Annotated in this window: 19 protein-coding genes; 10 read left to right on the forward strand and 9 right to left on the reverse strand. The window is 58.6% G+C overall.

The genetic code is table 11. From position 1 onward, the window contains the following. Positions 1-97: 97 nt before the first annotated feature. Positions 98-1,003, reverse strand: a complete 906-nt coding sequence (gene gldA / locus Q5H93_RS16840; protein ID WP_305007780.1) for a gliding motility-associated ABC transporter ATP-binding subunit GldA — start codon at positions 1,001-1,003, stop codon at positions 98-100. 17 nt (positions 1,004-1,020) lie between these two features. Then, positions 1,021-1,713 carry an SDR family oxidoreductase gene (locus Q5H93_RS16845; RefSeq protein ID WP_305007781.1) on the reverse strand — a complete coding sequence of 231 codons (693 nt, stop codon included), beginning with the start codon at positions 1,711-1,713 and terminating at the stop codon, positions 1,021-1,023. Between the two features lie 147 nt (positions 1,714-1,860). On the opposite strand from Q5H93_RS16845, the gene Q5H93_RS16850 reads away from it, so the two are divergent. Beyond that, on the forward strand, positions 1,861-2,517 hold the full coding sequence (locus Q5H93_RS16850; protein ID WP_305007782.1) for a GIN domain-containing protein: 657 nt from the start codon (positions 1,861-1,863) through the stop codon (positions 2,515-2,517). Positions 2,518-2,526: 9 nt separating this feature from the next. Here the strand turns inward: Q5H93_RS16850 and Q5H93_RS16855 are convergent, their stop codons facing one another. Further along, positions 2,527-3,249 carry an SDR family oxidoreductase gene (locus tag Q5H93_RS16855; RefSeq protein WP_305007783.1) on the reverse strand — a complete coding sequence of 241 codons (723 nt, stop codon included), beginning with the start codon at positions 3,247-3,249 and terminating at the stop codon, positions 2,527-2,529. 100 nt (positions 3,250-3,349) lie between these two features. On the opposite strand from Q5H93_RS16855, the gene Q5H93_RS16860 reads away from it, so the two are divergent. Beyond that, positions 3,350-4,081, forward strand: a complete 732-nt coding sequence (locus tag Q5H93_RS16860; RefSeq protein ID WP_305007784.1) for an MlaE family ABC transporter permease — start codon at positions 3,350-3,352, stop codon at positions 4,079-4,081. Positions 4,082-4,178: 97 nt separating this feature from the next. After that, on the forward strand, positions 4,179-4,991 hold the full coding sequence (locus tag Q5H93_RS16865) for an ABC transporter ATP-binding protein (RefSeq protein WP_305007785.1): 813 nt from the start codon (positions 4,179-4,181) through the stop codon (positions 4,989-4,991). Between the two features lie 38 nt (positions 4,992-5,029). Here Q5H93_RS16865 and Q5H93_RS16870 read toward each other — a convergent pair whose 3' ends face one another. The 4 genes from Q5H93_RS16870 to Q5H93_RS16885 form a co-directional block, all read right to left on the reverse strand. Continuing rightward, positions 5,030-5,566, reverse strand: coding sequence for a YfiT family bacillithiol transferase (locus tag Q5H93_RS16870; RefSeq protein WP_305007786.1), 537 nt, complete (start codon positions 5,564-5,566; stop codon positions 5,030-5,032). Positions 5,567-5,679: 113 nt separating this feature from the next. Then, positions 5,680-6,327: a bifunctional nuclease family protein gene (locus Q5H93_RS16875; protein ID WP_305007787.1), complete on the reverse strand. Its 648-nt coding sequence runs from the start codon at positions 6,325-6,327 to the stop codon at positions 5,680-5,682. Positions 6,328-6,604: 277 nt separating this feature from the next. After that, positions 6,605-7,582 (reverse strand): electron transfer flavoprotein subunit alpha/FixB family protein, encoded by a 978-nt coding sequence (locus tag Q5H93_RS16880; protein WP_305007788.1) that lies wholly within the window; start codon positions 7,580-7,582, stop codon positions 6,605-6,607. 129 nt (positions 7,583-7,711) lie between these two features. Further along, the gene (locus Q5H93_RS16885; protein ID WP_305007790.1) at positions 7,712-8,452 is read right to left on the reverse strand and encodes an electron transfer flavoprotein subunit beta/FixA family protein; all 741 of its coding nucleotides are present in this window, start codon (positions 8,450-8,452) and stop codon (positions 7,712-7,714) included. Positions 8,453-8,606: 154 nt separating this feature from the next. On the opposite strand from Q5H93_RS16885, the gene Q5H93_RS16890 reads away from it, so the two are divergent. The 6 genes from Q5H93_RS16890 to Q5H93_RS16915 all read left to right on the forward strand — a co-directional run bounded on the left by Q5H93_RS16890 (position 8,607) and on the right by Q5H93_RS16915 (position 17,052). After that, entirely contained in the window at positions 8,607-8,945 is a 339-nt protein-coding gene (locus Q5H93_RS16890) for a tetratricopeptide repeat protein (RefSeq protein WP_305007791.1), read from the forward strand. A gap of 3 nt (positions 8,946-8,948) precedes the next feature. Continuing rightward, a complete protein-coding gene (locus tag Q5H93_RS16895; protein ID WP_305007793.1) occupies positions 8,949-9,632 on the forward strand; it encodes a response regulator transcription factor in 684 nt (227 codons plus the stop codon). Between the two features lie 78 nt (positions 9,633-9,710). Then, positions 9,711-11,084 (forward strand): sensor histidine kinase, encoded by a 1,374-nt coding sequence (locus tag Q5H93_RS16900; protein ID WP_305007794.1) that lies wholly within the window; start codon positions 9,711-9,713, stop codon positions 11,082-11,084. Positions 11,085-11,251: 167 nt separating this feature from the next. After that, on the forward strand, positions 11,252-12,547 hold the full coding sequence (locus tag Q5H93_RS16905) for a TolC family protein (protein ID WP_305007795.1): 1,296 nt from the start codon (positions 11,252-11,254) through the stop codon (positions 12,545-12,547). Between the two features lie 100 nt (positions 12,548-12,647). Then, on the forward strand, positions 12,648-13,736 hold the full coding sequence (locus tag Q5H93_RS16910; RefSeq protein ID WP_305007796.1) for an efflux RND transporter periplasmic adaptor subunit: 1,089 nt from the start codon (positions 12,648-12,650) through the stop codon (positions 13,734-13,736). Positions 13,737-13,896: 160 nt separating this feature from the next. Then, positions 13,897-17,052, forward strand: a complete 3,156-nt coding sequence (locus tag Q5H93_RS16915; protein ID WP_305007797.1) for an efflux RND transporter permease subunit — start codon at positions 13,897-13,899, stop codon at positions 17,050-17,052. Positions 17,053-17,264: 212 nt separating this feature from the next. Here the strand turns inward: Q5H93_RS16915 and Q5H93_RS16920 are convergent, their stop codons facing one another. Further along, positions 17,265-17,810, reverse strand: coding sequence for a hypothetical protein (locus Q5H93_RS16920; protein ID WP_305007798.1), 546 nt, complete (start codon positions 17,808-17,810; stop codon positions 17,265-17,267). Between the two features lie 312 nt (positions 17,811-18,122). Beyond that, the gene (locus tag Q5H93_RS16925; protein ID WP_305007799.1) at positions 18,123-18,671 is read right to left on the reverse strand and encodes a dihydrofolate reductase family protein; all 549 of its coding nucleotides are present in this window, start codon (positions 18,669-18,671) and stop codon (positions 18,123-18,125) included. A 217-nt stretch (positions 18,672-18,888) separates the two neighbouring features. Here Q5H93_RS16925 and Q5H93_RS16930 point away from each other — a divergent pair, with 217 nt between their 5' ends. Next, positions 18,889-20,706: an SWIM zinc finger family protein gene (locus Q5H93_RS16930; RefSeq protein ID WP_305007800.1), complete on the forward strand. Its 1,818-nt coding sequence runs from the start codon at positions 18,889-18,891 to the stop codon at positions 20,704-20,706. The last annotated feature ends 11 nt before the right edge of the window (positions 20,707-20,717 follow it).

Below are 20,717 nucleotides of genomic sequence, written 5' to 3' on the forward strand. Positions count from 1 at the left end.
GCTGACGAAGGAAGCATCTTATCACGCTTGTGTCAGGTCGAAATCTAGTACTGACGAAAGCAGCCGTGATAAGATGCTTCCTTCGTCAGCTTGACAGTTAGCGGGTTAATTCTCCAAACACTTCCTCCAGGCTTTGCTGCTCCTGGCGCAGCCCCAGCAGCAGCCAGCCGCGCTCGGCCGCCAGCCGCGAGATGGCGGGGCGCAGGTCGCGCCCGGCGGAGCTGCGGAGCACGTAAGCACCGGCCTCCGCTGTTACGCTATGCACGCCCGGCAACTGCTGCAGTGCCTCTATGTCCACCGTGCCCTCAAACTCGGCGCGCACCACGGTTTCGCCGGCGGCGCGCGCGGCCAGCTCGGCTACCGGGGCATCGGCCACCAGCTTGCCGCGGCTGATGATGATGACCCGGGAGCACAGCGCCGTGACTTCAGGGAGAATATGGGTGCTGAAAATAACGGTCTTATCCTCACTCACCTCACGGATGAGCTGGCGGATTTCCAGAATCTGGTTCGGGTCGAGGCCAGTGGTGGGCTCGTCCAGAATGAGCACATCGGGGTTGTGAATCAGGGCCTGGGCCAGGCCCACGCGCTGACGGTAGCCTTTGCTGAGGGCGCCAATTAGCTTGTTCTGCTCACGGCTCAGGCCCACGCGGCGCACCAGCTCGGCTACGCGGTTGCGCAGGCTGCTGCCTTTCAGGCCGTGCACCGAGCCGATAAATTCCAGATACTCGTGCACGTACATGTCGAGGTAGAGCGGGTTGTGCTCGGGCAGGTAACCCACGCGCTGACGCACAGCCAGGCTGTCGGTGGCCACGTCGTGGCCCGCCACATGCACTGTGCCCGCCGTAGGGGGGAGGTAGCCGGTGGCGATTTTCATGGTTGTGCTTTTGCCCGCGCCATTCGGGCCCAGAAAGCCTACAATCTCACCTTTTTCAGCGGTGAAGCTGATATCATCGACGGCATTTTGAGCGCCGTAGGTCTTTATTAATTGATTGACTTCAACCACAGATAAAAAATAAGAAGTTACTTGGGGTTAGTCGGCCGCAATTGGATTTCCGAAATCATCGTGGCCTGCGGCGCTGCCAGCGCGTGCACAATGGCCGCCGCAATATCCTCCGGTTGCATCTTGTGCGGGTTGGGCTCCGAACCGGGCTCCGCGCCATTAAAGTTCGTTTCGACCGAACCCGGCATCACGCAGGTAACGCGGATGCCCTGCGGCCGCACTTCCTTAAACAGCGCGTCGGAAAAGCCGCGCACGGCGTATTTGGTGGCGCAGTAGCCGGCCATGTGGGCCGAGCCAGCCGTGCCCGCCAGCGAAGCCACGTTCACGATGTGCCCTCCTTTTTGCTGTTGCATTTGCGGCAAAGCAACGCGGGTGCAATAAAACAGGCCATGCACATTGGTATCGAATAGGTCGTGCCAATCTTCTGATTTGAAGTTGGCTACGGCGCCGAATTTGCCAATGCCCGCGTTATTGACCAGCACCTGGATTTCCGGACCTAGCTCGCGCTGGGTGTTCGTAAAAGCCTCAATGACGCTGTGTTCGTCGCGTACATCGCAGGTAAAAAACTGGAAACGCTCGTGCGTAAGGCCCTCGGGAGCGTGACGCCCCCAGCCGGCCACAGCCATACCCTTGGCCAGCAGCGCTTCGGCCACGGCCCGGCCGATGCCGGAGCTGACGCCGGTTACAATGGCGACTTTGCCTGATAACTCCATCTTATCTTTGGAAAAAGAATGAGGAAAATGGGTAATACGAATTTCCGGACGCAAGTTAGCGGCAGCGGATGGTTTGCGGGAATACTTGGGGCCGGGCTGTGCTTTTTACTTACTACCTGCGGCCCCGGTCACGGCACTGATTGCCTTATGCGCACCGGCGACATTGTGACGGAGCGCCGTGAAATACCCACTGATATCTTGCTGGTTACGACCTACGACAACGTTGACTTGAAAATCGTGCAGGATACCGAAACCTACGCCGAGGTGCGGTCGGGCGAGAATCTACTGGCCGACATCACGTTTACCATAAAAGGCAATGGCCTCGAAATTGCCAATACCAGCAAATGCAACTGGGCTCGCAGCTACGACGTGCCCCGGGAAGTGACCCTGCATGTGCCCCAGCTGCGCGATGTGCGCCTGAATGGGTACGGTAATATCAGCTCAGTAGGGGTTTTCCGGCAGGACACGCTGTTTTTGCACCTGCTGGGTGCTGGCGACATAAACCTGGAATTGCAAGGCAACTACCTGAACATGGATATGTTTGAGCTGGGTGACATAACGCTGCGGGGTACGATGGAGGAATTTACCTGGGTGCTGGGTGGCAATGGCCGCCTCTTTGCCCACGACCTGCAAACGCGTCGGAATTATTTCAAAACTACCCGCGACAGCAACGGCGATGCGCATGTGCGGGCACAGGACATTGTGGGGGGCAGTGTGGAGGGCACTGGAACAGTATACTACTCCGGCAATCCGGCAACCAAGGACTTGCAGATTAAGGGCTTCGGCTCGGCCCAACCAGAATAGCTGAGTTTCCTATAAATCACCCAGCTGCGGCCTAATCAGTAATTCCTCCAGTACTGCCTGCGGCGAAAGCTGATGGGCCGAAAAAACTGCTTCGGCTACATCCTCCGCCCGAACGAACCGCTCGGCTGGCAAATCGACACCCGCCCAACTGGCGGTGAGCGTCGCGCCGGGCAGCACCGCCGTCACGCGCACGCCTTGTTCCTTCAACTCCTCACGGAGGTTGCGGGTGAAGCCGTAGAGCGCGTGTTTAGCAATGCCGTAGGAGCCGCCATTAGGATAAGCCATGATGCTGGCTGTGGAGCAGATGGTGAAAATGTGACCCCGCCGCCGCTCGATAAACCCCGGCAACAGCGCCAGCGTCACGTCATAGGCGCTGAGCAGGTTGACGGCCAGCATCTGGCGCAGTTGCGAGCCATCGGTGGGCTCGTCCTGCAGGCGGCCGGGCAGGAAGGCCCCGGCGTTGTTCACCAAAACTTCTACCGGCAGCCCAAGGTTGAGCACGAAATCGGTGAAGCGGGCACAGTCGGCGGCCTGGCTCAAGTCGGCCGGTAGAACATGGAGCGGCGCGCTGGGAAAATCTTTTCCCGCCTGCTGCGTCACCTCTGTTAAATCCTGAGCCGAGCGGGCGCAGATAGCCACAGCGTAGCCCGCCGCCAGAAAGCGCCGGACTACGGCTAACCCAATACCTTTGCTGCCGCCCGTGACGACGACTAATTTTTGCGGTGCTTCCACTATCAACAGTTGATTTTACGTAAGCTGACCAATAACCCGGCCGGCAGTTGCTTGCAACCGCCAGTTCCGGGCTGTGGTTTACCCTTCTTGCTTCTTTTTCATGCTTAAAATATTAGGTTCGTTCGTGCTGTTTTTGCGCAACATGCTCGTGCGCAAAGAGCGGTTCGCTACTCTCTGGAACCGCACCATCGACGAAGCCATTCTCATCGGGGTCGATTCGGTGGTCATTGTCAGCATTGTATCAGCCTTCATTGGGGCGGTTACCTGCGTTCAGATTGCCTATAACTTCACCAATCCGCTCATTCCTAAGTCTACCATTGGCTATATGGTGCGTGAAATGACCATTCTGGAGCTGGCGCCCACCATCACCTGCATCGTGCTGGCGGGCAAAGTGGGCAGTAGCATCGCCGGCGGCCTGGGCACCATGCGCATCACCGAACAGATTGATGCGCTGGAGGTAATGGGTATCAACTCGGCTTCGTACCTAGTGCTGCCGCGCATGTTGGCGGCCATCATCACCTTCCCGTTGCTCGTTATCATGGCCATGGGCCTGGGCATTATCGGCGGCTACCTGGCCGGCACCCTCTCCGGCGCCATGACGGGCGAAGAATATGTCGAAGGTATCCGCGACGCCTTCATTCCCTACAACATCGTTTTCGCCCTCATCAAATCGGTGGTTTTCGCCTTCCTGATTTCCGGCATCTCGGCCTACAAAGGCTTCTACACCCGCGGCGGCGCCCTCGAAGTAGGGGCGGCCAGCACCACCGCCGTTACCAATTCCATCATCGCCATCCTGCTGGCCGACTACGTATTGGCGGCCGTTCTGCTGTAATTCAATGGGTGAAAGGGCGAATGGCTGAATGGATGAATGAGCACAACGCCTCAACCATTCGCCTATTCGCCCATTCACTCATTCACTCATTGTTCCCATGATTGAAGTTTCCAACGTCCAGAAGGCCTTCGATGGCAACCCCGTGCTGAAGGGCGTCACCTGCACCTTCGAAACCGGCAAGTGCAACCTCGTGCTCGGCGGCTCCGGCACCGGCAAAAGCGTGCTCCTGCAGTGCATCGTGGGTTTGATGAAGCCCGACATCGGCTCCATCACCTTCGATGGCACGGTGTACACGAACAATAAAATCGACATCCGCCAGGAAATCCGGCGCAAAATCGGGATGCTCTTCCAGGGCTCGGCCCTGTTCGATTCCATGACTGTGGCCCAGAACGTGGAATTCCCCCTCCAGATGCTGACGCCCGAAATGACGCCCGCCGAGCGCCGCGACCGCGTCGAGTTCTGCCTCAAGCGCGTGGGCTTGGAAAGCGCGGGCAACAAAATGCCCTCCGAAATTTCCGGCGGCATGAAGAAGCGCGTCGGCATCGCCCGCGCCATTGCCCCCAATTGCACTTACCTCTTCTGCGACGAGCCCAACTCCGGCCTCGACCCCGCCACGAGCATCAAAATCGACGAGCTGATTCACGAAATCACCCACGAATACAACATCACTACCGTCATTATCACCCACGATATGAACTCGGTAGTGGAAATCGGCGAGCACATCATCTTCCTGCACAAAGGCATGAAGCTCTGGGATGGCACGAAGGACGAAATCCTTACCGCCCAGGTGCCCGAGCTGCAGGAATTCATCTTCAGCAGCAGCCTGGTGCGCGCCGCCAAGCGCGTGGACGAAGAAAACGAAGGCGGCCTGGCCGCTTTCCAGGAAAGCTACGAAGGCGGCGGTATATAAAACGTGTACCCCGAAGCGAAGGTCTGGGTACACGTTCTCTAGGCCATCAATAGTTTCAAATGCCCTAAATGGTGCCGCCCGTGCCAGGCATACAGCGCCAGCGCCTGGTCGAGGGTGTAAGTGCGGTCGTAGCCAGGGTGGTAAAAAGTGCGTTGCCACTGCTCATCCGTGAGGTGGTGCAATAGCGTCACCCAGCGCGAGTGCATCGCCTCAATCATGCTCAACGACACCGTGATAGGCGTGGCCGCTACGTCGGGCAGTTCGGCCCATCCTTGCTCATCGTAGGGCTTAATCGTCGGGTTGTCCTCCGTCAGCGCCAGGCGGTAGCGAACGTAAGAATTCAGGTGCGAATCGGCGACGTGGTGAATAACCTGCCGCCCCGTCCAGCCGCCGGGGCGGTAGGGGAATTGCAGCCGCTCGCCGCCCACGGCGCGGGCCATCGCCGTGAGCTGCGCCGGCAGCTCTGCCAATTCCTGGATAAGGGCCGTGCGCCCGGCCGCCGAGAGTGGCCCCTCGGGCAATTGCGCCTGCCCCACCGGGTAGCGCAGCAGTTCGTCGGAAACAGAAGTAGTCATGGGTGCAAAGAAAGCAAAAACGCCACCCCGGGAAGGGTGGCGTTTGCAATGTTTAAGAACAAGCGGACCCACAAAAACCCGTTTAATTCGCTAAAATTCGTTAAATCTGCGGTCTAGGATTGCGGGCCGCGCTTGTTAAGCTCATCGCGGATTTTAGCGGCCTTTTCGTAGTCCTCCTTTTCCAGCGCCTGGGCCAGCATTTTGGATAGTTCTTCGAAGGACACCTGGCCGCTGGGCTCGCGCGGCTCGGCAGGCTGACGGCTGCTGCGGGCGGGCGGCAGGTCATCATCATCCTCATCGTCCTCATCTTCTTCCTCGTCGCTTTCGGCGCCTTCTTCGCCCTCATCAAGGTCGGTCAGGATGATGCCGGCTTCACTAAGTACGCTTTCGACGGTGAAAATGGGCACCCCAAAACGCAGGCCGATGGCAATGGCATCGGAGGGCCGGGCGTCAATCTCGAAGGTGGTAGCGCCGTCCGAACACACGATGCGCGAGTAGAATACGCCCTCCTTGAGGTCCGAAATAATCACCTCCAGAATCACCACGTGCACGTGCTCGGCAAAGGCCTTGAATAGGTCGTGGGTGAGGGGCCGGTTGGGGCTGATTTTCTCAATCTGGATGGCAATGCTCTGAGCCTCAAACATGCCAATAATAATCGGCAGCCGGCGGCTACCGTTTTTCTCGCCCAGAATCAGGGCAAACGACCCCGACTGCGACTGGCTGGACGAGAGGCCCAGAATTTCAAGCTGTATTTTTTTCAAGGGATTGGAAGGTCTTTGGCGCCACTGGCGCCGGGGACAGGAATAGAAGAGCGTTTCTTACGACAAATAAAGGCAAAATGGCCAGAACTTGCCGCGGAAGCGGCGCCGGAAGCGAGCTAAAATGAAAAAAAGAACGCTCGGTCAGGTACAAAAAAAGAACGTCATGCCGAACGCAGCGAAGCATCTGACCCGCCGCAGTAACCTCAATCGCAAGGATTAGTTACGCAGGCGAGATGCTTCCTTCGTCAGCATGACGTTCTCAAGGAATTTTCGCGACCTAGCCGAGTTCTTTCACCGCCGCCGTCAGCTTGGGCAGCACCTCGAACACGTCGCCCACAATGCCATAATCGGCTGCTTTGAAGAACGGAGCTTCGGGGTCTTTGTTGATAACCACGATGACCTTCGAGCTATTAACGCCCGCCAAATGCTGGATGGCGCCCGAGATGCCGCAGGCAATGTACAGATTCGGCGACACGGTGATACCGGTTTGGCCAACGTGCTCGTGGTGAGGGCGCCAGTCGACGTCCGACACCGGCTTCGAGCAGGCCGTGGCCGCACCCAGGGCCTTGGCCAGGTCTTCGATGAGGTGCCAGTTTTCGGGGCCTTTCATGCCGCGGCCGCCGCTCACGACACGCTCGGCTTCGGGCAGCAGCACGCCGCCAGCCTGGTCCTGCATCACTACCTGCTTGGGCGCATCGGCGAAGTCAGCATCCGACAGCTGGGCCGAGAAGCTGCTTACTTCGGCCGTCTTGCCGGCTTCGTGCTGGGCCTCAAGCGAGTTTTTCTTCACGGCAATGATTTTGCGGTCGCCGCTCAGGGTTACGTCGGCGAAAGCTTTGCCCGAAAAGGCGCCGCGCTTCACAGTGAAGCTGCCGCCGTCGGTTTTGGGCAGGTCCACCACGTTGGTCGCCAGGCTGGCTTTCAGGCGCACCGACAGGCGCGAGCCCACGGCCGCGCCGATGTTGGAGTTGGCCAGCACGATGACTTTGGCGCCTTCCTGCTCGGCCGCCGTGGCGATGAGCTTGGTGTAGGCATTGTTAACGAAGTCTTTCAGACGCGGCTCGGCGTCGTAGAGCACTTTCGCGATGCCCTGCTCGCCGAGCTTGGCGAGGTTAGCCTCGGTGGCTTCGCCCACGGCAATAGCCGTGGCGGTGGTGCCCAGCTGGGCGGCGACTTTGGCGCCGTAAGTGGCTACTTCGAGCGAAGATTTTTTCACTTCGCCTTTGTCGCATTCAACAACTACAAGAACAGACATGGAATGTGTTTTTTTGTCATCCTGAGCGCAGCGAAGGACCTTATCACGCGTGCGCCGTCAGGGTTTGAAAGTGCCAACGAAAGCAGCCGTGATAAGATGCTTCCTTCGTCAGCATGACAGACGAATGAATTAAATAACCTTCGCTTCGTTGCGGAGGAGCTTAATCAGCTCGCCAGCATTAGCGGCATCGATGAGCTTCACACCCTGCTTCTTGGGCGGCAGCGCAAACTCCGACACCTGCGTGCGGGCAGGCTCGCCGACGGCGGCTACCACTTTTAGGGGCTTGGTGCGGGCCGTCATGATGCCGCGCATGTTGGGGATGCGGGGCTCGCACATGGGCTGCTGGCAGCTGGCCACGAAGGGCGTGTTCACGCTCACGATTTCCTTGCCGCCCTCGATTTCGCGCTCCAGCGTGGCGGTGTTGCCGCTCATATCCAGCTTCATGGCCGGGGCTACCGTCGGGATGCCGAGCATCTCGCCCACCATGCCGTGCACCTGGAAACCGTTGTAATCAATGCTTTCCTTGCCCATCAGGATGACGTCGTAGGCGCCTTCCTTGGCGATGGCGGCAATTTGCTCGGCCACGAAGTAGGCATCCTGCGGGTGGGCGTTGACGCGGATGGCGTCATCGGCACCGATGGCCAGGGCCTTGCGGATGTTGGGCTCGGTATCGGCCTCACCCACATTGAGTACCGTGACGGTACCGCTGCCAGCGGCTTCCTTCAGCTCGATGGCACGGGTGAGAGCGTATTCGTCCCAGGGGTTAATCACAAACTGCACGCCGGCTTTGTTAAATTCCTTGTTGTCGGGCGTGAAGGTGATTTTGGTGGTCGTGTCGGGCACGTTGCTGATGCAGACCAAAAATTTCATCTAAAGAGGGAGTTGGTGGGCAAAGAGAGGCAAAAGTAGTCGGCTTGCATAACAATTCCTAGCCCCCGGACGGCACAAGGCCCGGAGCTATGGAATTGCGGGGGAGTGGAAAAGCCGCAATTTTGTCCCAAAGATAGAGAAAACTCCCCGTCCCATGTCCGATACTCCCTCCCGCCTGCAACAGCTGCTAGCCTTCTACGAAGACGACCCTACCGACCCCTTCACCATCTACGCCATCGCTACCGAATACCGCGCCACGGAGCCGTTGCGCGCCTGGGAGTACTACGAAAAGCTACTGGCGGAGCATCCTGACTACGTGGGAACTTACTACCACGCCGGCAAGCTACTGGAAGGTTTTGGCAAGAAGGAGGAAGCCGAACCGGTGTACCGCAAAGGCATCATGGTAGCCAAGAAAGCCGGGCAGCAACACGCGGCCAGCGAACTGCTACAGGCGCTGAACAGCTGCCTGGGCCTGGATTACGAAGACGACTAAGTTATGGCAACCCGTATTTTAGTAGTTGAAGACGAGCCGAAAGTTTCCGCTTTCATCCGGCGCGGACTGGAGGAAGAAGGCTTCGAGGTGGAGGTCGCCTATGATGGACCTTTCGGCGTACGCCTGGCGCTGGGCCACGCGTTCGACCTGCTCATTCTGGATGTAATTCTGCCCGGCCTGAGCGGCCTGGAGGTGCTGAAAGCCGTGCGCGCGCAGGACCAGGAAATGCCCATTCTGATGCTCACGGCGCTGGGCACCACGCAGGATAAGCTGCTGGGTTTCGACGGCGGCGCTGATGACTACCTGGTAAAACCCTTTGATTTCGTGGAACTACTGGCCCGGGTGCGCGCCCTTACGCGCCGTCGGAATAGGGGAGAGGCGAAAGGAAATCAACTCAACCTGGCCGACCTGACGGTGGACACTGCCGCCAAAACGGTGACTCGGGCCGGGCAGGCTATCAAACTCACGGCCCGCGAATTCAACTTGTTAGAGTTGCTTATTCGGCACCAGGGCCGGGTGCTGAGCCGGGGAGAAATTGCGGAACACACCTGGGAAGAGGCTTTCGACGCGGGCTCGAACGTGATTGACGTGTACGTGAATTATTTGCGCAATAAGGTCGATAAAGGATTTGGCAAGAAATTGATTCATACCGTGGTAGGGATGGGGTATGTGCTGCGTGAAGAATAGTCTTTTAGTGGTTAATGGTTAACGGTTGACGACGCCCTTCCAATTAATCACTAACAAATAATCATTAACCATTAAAAAATGACCATCCGTAATCGACTGACCTGGCTGTTTGTGGGCGTGGTGGCGGTGCTGCTGGCTACTACGCTCACGGTCGTGTTCGTGTTTCAGGCGCGCTACACCTTGCGGGAGTTTCGGCAGCGGCTGCGGGAACGGGCGCAGATTACGGGCTACATCTACCTAGAAAAGGACGAGATGCGGGCCAGCGCCTTTCGGGATTTCGAGAAAAAGTACCTGCAATCACTGAACAGCGAGATTTTGCAGGTGTATGATGCCAATGGGGAAGTGCGGTTTGTGGCGGAGGATGAGCGGGTGCAGCTGCCGGATGCCGTACTGGCGCGCATTATTCTGAACAAGGAGATTTTCTTTGAATTAGGGAAACGCAAGGCCGTTGGACTGTTTTACCATGATAATCAGGGCGACTTCATTATTGTGGCGGCGGCAGAGAATTCGTCGGGCCAGAAACGGCTGAATTACCTGATTACCATAATGGCGGTGATTTTTGTGGGCAGTCTGGTGGTGATTTACTGGGTGGGGCGGCTGTTTGCGGGGCGGGCGCTGGCCCCCATCGCGGCGATGAACGACCAGGTGGACCGTATTACCGCTCAGGATTTGCACCTGCGGGTGGATGAAACCCAACTGCCGGTGAGCGAGCAAGACGATTTGCTGCGGCTGGCGCGTACTTTCAACCGCCTGCTGGAACGACTGGAAACCAGCTTCGAAGGCCAGCGTACCTTCGTCAGCAATGCCTCGCACGAGCTGCGCACGCCCCTCACGTCGAGCATCGGCGAGCTGCAGGTGCTGCTGACGCGGGAGCGCAGTCCGGAGGCTTACCGGGAGGGTGTCGCTTCGGTACTCGGTGAATTGCAACAGTTGAAAGTGCTCATCAACAGTCTGCTGGATATGGCCCAGGCCGATGGTGGGAGTGCCCTGACGGAAGATGTGCGCCTGGATGAGCTGCTGGTAGAGGTGCGGGAGGCCGTGCCGCCGGCCTTACGCAGCCGGGTGCAGGTTGATTTGGGCGCATTGCCCGACGACCCGGCTACGCTGGAAATCAAGGGACACCGGGCGTTGCTGGGCCGGGCGCTGGGCAACCTGGTTGACAATGCGTTGAAATACTCAGCCGACCAGCCGGTGCGGCTGGAACTGCGTTGTGACGGGCCCGTTGGTAGCTGCCGCGTGCGGGTGGTAGACCAGGGTTTAGGCATTGCCAGGGCCGATTTGGCGAACGTATTCCAGCCATTTTTCCGCTCGGCCCACGTGCGCGGAGTGGTGGGGCACGGAGTGGGCCTGCCGCTGGCCAAGCGCATTCTGGAGCTGCACGGTGGGCGGCTGGAGCTACGCTCGGAGCTGGGGCGCGGCACGGTGGCGGAGGTGTGGTTTAAAGAGCACTAGTTGCCGTTGCTCCCTCGCGTTTCTAACGCGTGGGAGCAACGGCAACGACTTTTTTTGCGGTTTTTTCGAAAAAAACGGCATTCTAATCCGCCTCTAATGCGCCTCTAATTCGGGCCTAATTCGGGGAGGGGACTTTTGCATCAGTTCTTGCAGACGCCCCCTTTTCCATGCTCCGCTACCTCTTGCTTACCGCCGGCCTGCTGGCCGCTTCCCTTACCAGCCGGGCCCAGAACCTGCTGGCTACTGCTGCTACCGATACCTTGCGCCTCACCTTGCCCGAGGCGGAGCAGCGCTTCACGCAGAATAACCTGTCCCTTATTGCCCAGCAATACAACGTGTCGGTGGCCCAGGCACAGGCCTTGCAGGCGCGGCTGGTCGACAATCCAACGGTGTATCTGGAGCAGGACCTGATTGGGCGGAAGGTGATGCGGCGGGAGGTGCCCACCGGCACGGCCGGCACGCAGGTAGCCGCCAATTTTCAGCAACTGGTGTCGTTGGCTGGGCGGCGCAAGGCGGCCGGCCGCGTGGCCGAGCAAAACGCCGTAGTAGAGCAGTTCAACTTGCAGGATTTGCTGCGCAACCTGCGCTACGAGCTGCGCACTTCGTTCTACGACCTGTATTTCAAGCAGCAGACGCTGCGGATTTACAACGCTGAAATTGACTCGCTGAGCCGCACCGTGGGACTGTACCAGACGCAGTACGAGCGTGGTAACGTGGCTTTGAAAGAGGTTATTCGCCTGAAAGCCTTTTTGTTTGACCTGCAAACGGAGCGGCAGGCTATTCTGGCCGACGTGGGCAGCGAGCAGGCCGACCTGCACGTGCTGCTGCGCGACCCCGCCGATACGCGCTACCGCCCGCTGCTTGACCCTGCCCGCCTGAAGACCTTGAGCCTGGCGACTTACCCCGAAGCCACGCTGGCCGATACGGCCGTGACCGTGCGCGCCGACCTGCGCGCCCGCCAAGCCACCGTAGAGCAGCAAAACCTGAACCTGACCCTGCAGCGCAAGCTGGCTACGCCCGACCTGGCCGTGGGCTACACCTACGACCGCGCCGGCTCCTACATCAACAATTACAGCGCCTTGACGCTGGGCATGGCCGTGCCGATTTTCAACCGCAACCAGGGCAACATCCGGGCTGCCAAGGCGCAGATTGCCGGGGCCCAGGCCCAGGCCGACGAACAGCGCCTACGGGTGCAGGCCGAGGTGCGCCAGGCCTACGACGTGGCCGTCCGCGCCGATGCCCTCTACCAAAACACCGACCGCAACACCACGCCCTTCGCCCGCCTCATGGAAGGCATCGAGAAAAGCTACGCCAAGCGCGTCATCAGCGTGGTGGAGTACCTAGACTTTTACGAAGCTTACAAAAACGAAGTGGTGCAGCTAAACGCGCTGCGAGCCAGCCGAATGAGGGCGTTCGAGCAAATCAATTTCGCCGTCGGCAAAACGGTGTTCCGGGCCGAATAGACTTTCTGGTCTCTGGTTTCTGGTTGCTGGTTGACAGTCTAAAGGAATCGGAGCTTACAGCAGAAACCAACAACCAGAAACTAGAAACCAGAAACCTGATATGAACCGCATCTCCCTTTCCCTGCTCGCCGCCCTGGCCCTGACCGCCTGCCAGAAGCCGGCTCCCGCCGAAGAAACCGAAGAAAAAAAGGCTGCTTTCGAGCTGTCAGACACGATGATGCAGCAAATTGAGCTGGACACCGTGCGCCTGCAGCCGGTGCTCAGCGAGCTGACCTTCTCGGGTCAGGTGGTGAGCAATGGCGACCAGACGGCCAAGGTGTTTCCGCTGGTGGGCGGCGTGGTAGAAGACCTCAAAGTGGAACTCGGCGACCACGTTACCAAAGGCCAGCTGCTGGCGGTGGTGCGCTCGGGGGAAATCGCTGATATTCAAAACCAGAGTAGCTCGGCCGGTACTGATTTGGCTATTGCCAAAAAGAACCTCGCCGTGGCCGAGGACCAGTTTCAGGCGGGACTGGCCTCGGAGCGCGACGTGGTGCTGGCCCGTGAGGAAGCCCGCCGCGCCGCCGGAAACGTGAACCGCAGCCGCAAGCAGCTGGGTATCTACAACGTGACGCAGGATGGCCGCTACACTATTAAAGCGCCAATTTCGGGCTTCATCACGGAGAAGAACGTGACGGAAAGCATGCAGTATAACGACAACAATGTCGATAACTTCTTCACTATCGCTAACCTGGACCAGGTGTGGGTGCTGGCCAACGTCTTCGAATCGGACATCTCGAAGGTGCAGGTAGGCTACGATGCCGACGTAACTACGCTGGCCTATCCCGACAAGCATTTCCGCGGCAAGGTCGACAAGGTGTTCAACGTGCTCGACCCGGAGAGCAAGGTGATGAAAGTACGGGTGCGCCTCGACAATCCCGGCTACCTGCTCAAGCCCGAAATGTACGCCCAGGTGCGCATTCAAAACACCGAAAACCAGCAGGCTATGGCTATTCCGGCCAAGTCAGTGGTATTCGACAAGGACCGCAATTTCGTGATGGTGTACAAGGACCGGCAGCACGTGGAAACCCGCCCCGTGACCATCCTCAAAACCGTGGGCGACGTGAGCTACGTGAGTGAAGGACTGAAGCCGAATGACATCATCATTGCCAAGGAACAACTGCTGGTGTATGACGAGCTAAACGATTAGCCCTTTTAATTATGAGTTATGAATTATGAGTTGTGAGTTGTCCGATTTGACTGGTGCTCATTACTCCTGATTCAGCCCCCAAGCGACCCTAATGCGGGCCGTTCTGGCCGCGCTTTGCCCAACTCATAATTCATAACTTATAACTCATAATTCTAAAGCAGTGAACAAGTTCATCCAGGGCATCATTGCCTTTTCGCTGAAAAACCGGGGCTTCGTATTCCTTCTCACCCTGCTGGTGATTGTGATGGGCGTGGTAAGCTACAGCAATACGCCCATCGAGGCCTTCCCCGATGTAACGAACACCGAAATCACCATCATCACGCAGTGGCCCGGCCGCTCGGCCGAGGAGATGGAGAAATTCGTATCGGTGCCCATCGAAATTGCCCTGAACCCGGTGCAAAAGAAGGCTTCGGTGCGCAGCACCACGCTCTTCGGGCTGTCGGTGGTGAAGGTGATTTTTGATGACGGCGTGGACGACGCTTTTGCCCGCCCGCAAGTGTATAATCAGCTGCGCGAGGTCGATTTGCCCGAGGGCGCCGAGCCCGAGGTGCAGCCACCCTACGGCCCCACCGGCGAAATTTTTCGCTATACGCTGGAAAGCAAGGAAAAATCTGCCCGCGAACTCAAAACCCTGCAGGACTGGGTGGTGGAGCGCAACCTGAAAGCCGTGCCCGGCGTGGCCGACGTGAACAGCTTCGGCGGCGAGGTGAAGGACTACGAGATTTCGGTAAATCCCGGTAAACTCCAGGACTTTGGCCTCACGCCGCTCGACCTGTATAACGCCGTGCAGCGCTCGAACATCAACGTGGGCGGCGACGTGATAAACCAAGGCCAGCAGAACTTCGTGGTGCGCGGCATCGGGTTGCTAAACAATATCGGCGACATCAACAACACGGTCATTAAGAACGTGAATGGCGTGCCCATTGTGGTGCGCGACGTTGCCAACGTGACCGAAAGCGCCCTCTCGCGGCTGGGCCAGGTAGGCCGCGGCCTCGAAGACGACAAGCTGGAAGGCATCGTGGTGATGCGCAAGGGTGAAAACCCCACCGAAGTCATCAACCGCCTGCACGACAAAGTCGAGGAGCTGAACTCGAAGATTCTGCCTTCGGACGTCAAAATCAAGACCTTCTACGACCGTCAGCAGCTCATCGATTTCTCCACGGAAACGGTGATTCACAACCTGCTGGAAGGCGTGGTGCTCGTCACGGTCATCGTGTTCCTGTTCATGGCCGACTGGCGCACCACGGTCATCGTGTCGGTGATTATCCCGCTGGCGCTGCTCTTCGCCTTCATCTGCCTGCGGCTGAAAGGCATGAGTGCCAACCTACTGAGTATGGGCGCCATCGATTTCGGTATCATCATCGACGGGGCGGTGGTGATGGTGGAAGGACTTTTCGTGGCGCTCGACCACCGGGCGCACGAGCTGGGTATGGACCGCTTCAACAAGCTGGCCAAGCGCAGCCTGATTAAGAAAACCGGGCGCGACATGGGTAAGTCCATATTCTTCGCCAAGGCCATTATTATCACCGCGTTGCTGCCGATTTTCTCCTTCGAGAAAGTGGAAGGCAAAGTCTTCTCGCCGCTAGCCTGGACGCTGGGCTTTGCCCTGCTCGGAGCGCTGGTGTTCACGCTCACGCTGGTGCCGGTGCTGGTGAGCATGCTGCTGAATAAGAACGTGGTGGAGAAGGATAACTTCTTCGTGCGCGGTGTGAATAAGGGTGCCGAAAAATTCTTTCGCTTCACCTACGGCCGCAAAACTGCCAGTCTCATCATTGCCTTTGCCGTGACGGCTGTTGGTCTGTTCAGCTTCAATTTCCTGGGCTCCGAGTTTTTGCCGGAGCTGAACGAAGGCTCTATTTACGTGCGGGCCCAACTACCGCTGAGCATCAATCTGAAAGCCTCCAACGACCTTTGCAACGAGATGCGGCGGGTGTTTCTGAGTTTCCCCGAGGTGAGCGATGTGGTGAGCCAGACTGGCCGCCCCAACGACGGCACCGACCCTACAGGATTCTACAACAACGAGTTTCTGGTGCAAATCAAGCACACGCCGGAGGTGCAGAAGAAAATGAAATCCAAGGCTTACCGCGAGGAGCTCATCGAGCGTATGAAGGGCAAGCTGGACCGCTTTACGGGCGTCGATTTCAACTTCTCGCAGCCCATCACCGACAACGTGGAGGAAGCCGCCTCGGGCGTGAAAGGCTCCATCGCCGTCAAGATTTACGGGGCCGACCTGCCCACCATCGAAGGCAAAGCCCGTGAGGTGTACGAGGTGTTGAAAAATGTGCAAGGTGTTGATGACCTGGGCGTCCTGCGCAATATCGGTCAGCCCGAGCTGCACGTCGACCTCGACGAGCGCCGCATGGCCAGCTACGGCGTGGACAAGGCCGATGCCAACGCCGTGCTCGAAATGGCCGTGGGCGGCAAGCAAGCCACCCAACTCTACGAGGGCGAGCGCAAATTCCCCATCCGCCTGCGCTTCGAGCCCCAGTTCCGCCAGACCTCGGCCCAGATTGCGCTGTTGCAGGTGCCCATGCAAAATGGCAAGACCATTGCCCTGAGTCAGATAGCTGATATTCGCGAAGTGACCGGCCCCAGCCTCATCTACCGCGACGACAACCGCCGCTTCGCCGCCGTGAAGTTCAGTATCCGGGGCCGCGACATGGGCTCGACCATCGCCGAGGCCCAGCAGAAGGTGAATAAAGTGGTGAAGCTCAACAAAGGCTACGAGATGAAGTGGACCGGCGACTTCGAAAACCAGCGCCGCGCCACCCAGCGTCTGGCCCAGGTAGTGCCGGTTTCGCTTGGGCTTATCTTCTTCATCCTCTTCGTGTTGTTTGGCAACCTCAAGGATGCCGGGCTGGTGCTGCTCAACGTGCCTTTCGCCATCATCGGCGGCATTGCGGCGCTGCTCCTCACGCACACTAACTTCAGTATTTCGGCGGGTATCGGCTTCATCGCGCTGTTCGGCATCTGCATTCAGAACGGGGTGATTCTCATCTCCGTCTTCAAGCAAAACCTGGTCAAAAAGTACAGCCTCGACCACAGCATCCACGACGGCGTGGTGAGCCGCGTGCGCCCGGTGGTGATGACGGCCCTCATGGCCACTATTGGCCTGATGCCCGCCGCCCTGAGTACCGGCATTGGCTCGGAAACCTCCAAGCCGCTGGCCATCGTGGTTATCGGCGGGCTGATTACTGGTACCGTGCTGACGCTGTTTATCTTCCCGCTGGTTTTCGAGCGGTTTTATCGCAGCGAGCACACGCGTTACGGCCACCCCGAAAACGCGACGACGGGGCCGTTGCAAGCAGCCCACTAGGCCTAACCTGACCAGCCTTCCTGCTACCGGCTACTCCCATGTAACCTTTGCCTTCTGCTACCGCGAAATGCGGCAGGATGGGCCTACGCCGACGCTGTCGGAGCGGCAGGAGCCGGTGTTAGTGGGGGCGTGAGGTGTTGGAGTGAAAACGCCAGAACGAAGTCGTTCTGGCGTTTTTACTGCTTTTTAAGAAAACAATTAGCTATTTGTGCTTACTGGTTTATTCTTTCTATGATTGTGTCACCTTGCATAATAGTGAAAGAATGTTCTTCGGTTACTTTTTTGGTTGTGAATTCTTTCGAGATTGTTTTTATTGCTAAGTATGGGTCGATAACGTCAGCATAGAGCGCCATTTCTCCGCTGCCAATGTCACCATCGTCACAACGACCATTGCCAGTCCATCCTAGATGTTCTGTCAAAATGCTCCTTATCTGTTCTCTTCTATCAAGGTCTGCCGTTGTCCCCCACGTTTTCAGCTTAAATGTCACAACAACTGTGAACTGTTTTTCTTCGGGGATTTCAGCATAGCATTCATTCTCCTTGTCGGCAATCAAAGAGTTGATTTTAGATTTGAACTCTGGGTAAGATGCAGCACTAACACCTTCTTGTTTACCCAGCTTACCCAGCTTCCCCCAATGGGTTGTTGCATTTTTGTTATCTGTATTCCAAACTTCCCAGTAGGAATAAGTAGAACCTCGCTTTTTGTATAATTTGACAAATACTTTTTTGCTGCTGTCAAAGTAGTTTTTCTTAGCCATTTGCTAAAGTGATTTGTTATTGGATTGTTCACAACTGCTGAACAATACAGAAAATAAAATTAGTAGAATGATTGAATAGGATGCTGTCATAGTGCTGCTGCCAACTTGTAGAAATACACAGGTGCAAGAATCGTTGATAGATGTTATCTGATGACCAATGGCTGTATAACCTCCACAAGGTAGCCACAAGCACTAAATACTCATGTGTCTGTAAGATGTATGTGCCAGCAGATTTCTGAAGCGCCAACCGTTTCACCAGTTAGAATTCCTTGTTTTAAGGGATTGTGGTACAGTTACAAACTGCCTACCTCCCTATTTCCGGTAGTGCAGCACCACGCAGCCCGATTGAAAAACCCGTGAATCAACCAGCGTCAATTGCTCCTGCAGGCTGCTGCCTTCGAGCAAGCGCCGGCCGTCGCCCGCCAGGACGGGATGCACGACGAAAATCAACTCATCGACCAGCCCGCGCTGTATCAGGTAGGAGGGGAGGGTTACGCCGCCCAGCAGGATGGGGCCGCCCGCTTCCTGTTTCAAGCGGCGGATTTCATCCTCGGGCTTGGTGCGCACCAGCCGTGAGTTCTTATCGGTGAGCTCGGCTAGGGATTGCGAGAAAACGACTTTTTCGGTGGCGTCGAAGGCTTGGGCAAATGCGACATCGGCGGAGGGTTGGCCGTCTGGATTGTTGGCGATATCGGTCCAGTAGGGCACCATCAGCTGGTAAGTGATGCGGCCATACGCCAGCACGCCCGCCTCCCGCACCAGGTTGGCATAAAAGTGATGCAGCTCGTCATCGGCGATGCCTTTGGTGTGGTCGCAGCAGCCGTCGATGGTCAGATTGATGGAGTAGATTACTTTGCGCATGGAAGGACGGTTGAACACAAGCTGTTTAGGAAATCGACGGTGGCGTGTAGAGACGCGACCCTTCGCGTCTCGTCGTTGAACGATATCATTAGAACAGCCATTCGGCGCAGACGACAAGACGCGAAGGGTCGCGTCTCTACACTATTCGCCGCTCACCTTTGAATATTACTTGCGCCAGCAATAGCAAGCCATTCACAAACATACAATCCAACAGAATATGCTCACCCGCCAGCGCCTCCGCCACTTGGCCACCGACAAGGTATTTGACCGGGGGCAGGAACTGTACCAGGCCGGGGCCGTGAAGAAGCTACAGCAGGCGGGGCCGACGCGGTTTCTGGCGCGGGTGAAGGGCACGTACTCGTACAATGTGGCGGCCTGGCTGGCGCAGGGCGACGCAGAATTCAGCTGCGACTGCCCGTATGAGTTTGAGGGCATTTGCAAGCACGCCGTGGCGCTGGGGCTGGCTATTCTGGATGGCTACCCGCACACCGTCCCGGCCCCGGCAGCGCCGGCCGCCGCGCCTGCCGCCCGGCTGCAACAGGCCTGGGAGCGGTATTCGACGGCTGAGAAGCTGCGTTTTCTGGAGCAGGCGCTAGCCAAAAATGCCGACCTGGCCCAGCAGTTTTTAGCCTTCGGGGCCGCGCCCGGGGCCGACGAAGCCCCGGCGGCCGACGACCCGACAACCCTTACCGAGCGGCTGCGCGAAACGCTGGAGGCGCTGGAGTTCGGCGAGGAGTTTTGGGAGCGCTACGACCGGGATTACGAGGACTACGGCGAAGGCGAAAACCTGCCCCTGGCCGCCCTCGACGAGGTGAGTGCCGAGCTGCAACCCTTTGCCGCTGAGCTGCTGGCGCTGGCCAGGGCGGGCAAGCTCACGCGGACGCTGGAATACTGGGCTATGGCCTGCCTGGCTATTTTTCAAGTGGAAGCGCCGGCCAGCGACGACTGCGGCGCATTTGGTGACTACGGCACCGAGGTGCTGCTGCGCTGGCACGCCGACCTGCAGGCCGCTCACTGGCCCGAACTGCTGCTCAGCACCGTGCTGCCGCCCGCCGAGCTGAAGCTTGCCCTGCAGTGGCTGAGCAGCTACCTCGCCGACCCGCCCGGCCGCTGGCAGCCCTGGGAAGAAAGCTGGCTGCCCCTGCTGCTGGCCCTGGCCGCCGATGCCACGGCCGCCCCCTTGCTGCACAAAGCCCTGACCAAAACCCCGCTGACGCCCGACACCCGCGCCCGCCTCAACCTGCAGCTGGCCCGCACCCAGGCCGACGACCGCCGCTGGCTGGCCGCCGCCGAAACCCTGCTGCCCACCGATGCCGCCGTGGCCGACCAGCTTCTGCACTACTACCGCAATCAGGCCGACCAGCCCGCCCTGCTGCGCACCGCCGAAGCTGCCTTCGCCACTTGGCCCGACCGGTTTGAGGGCTACATCCTCGACACCTTCGGCCCTGCCCAAGCCCCCAGCCTCTACCGGGCCGCCCTGCGCCACCGCGCGTTGGCCAATCATAGTCTGGCCGATGTGGAGCGCCTGCGCCCGCTGCTGTCGGCCGCCGAGCTGGCGGGGCTGGTGCAGGTGGCCGTGGCACGGGCCCGCGCCACGCGCTACGGCGTAGGTTTCGCGGCCGAGCTGCTGTTTCAAGCTTCAGATGCCGGGGTGCTGCGCGAATTCGTGCTGGAACTGGAGTGGCTGGCCGTGTCGCGCCCCGACGAGATGGACCTGGCGCTGGCCCGAATGGCCGAATTGAACCCGCTGCCGCTGATGCTGGAGCTGGAAACCCGCCTGCCCGCCTACCTCATGGGCCGGGGCGGAGTCCAGCGCGGAGGCTTTCTGTATCAGCGGCTGGCGAGCTGGCTGGCGACGGTGCGCCGGGCGGCACCGCGCCTCTCCGAGCCAGTATTGCGGCTGGCGCAGGCGCTGCGCGAGGAGTTTCGCACGCTGCACGGGCTGCGCGATGCGCTCCGGACGCAGGGGCTGCTGCCGGAGGCTGAGTTGCCAACTGAAGCGCCAGCCCGGCGGGGCAGGAAGAAGAAGCAGTAGTGTTTAGGATG

The organism is Hymenobacter aranciens (genome assembly GCF_030580865.1).
Lineage (GTDB): Bacteria > Bacteroidota > Bacteroidia > Cytophagales > Hymenobacteraceae > Hymenobacter > Hymenobacter aranciens.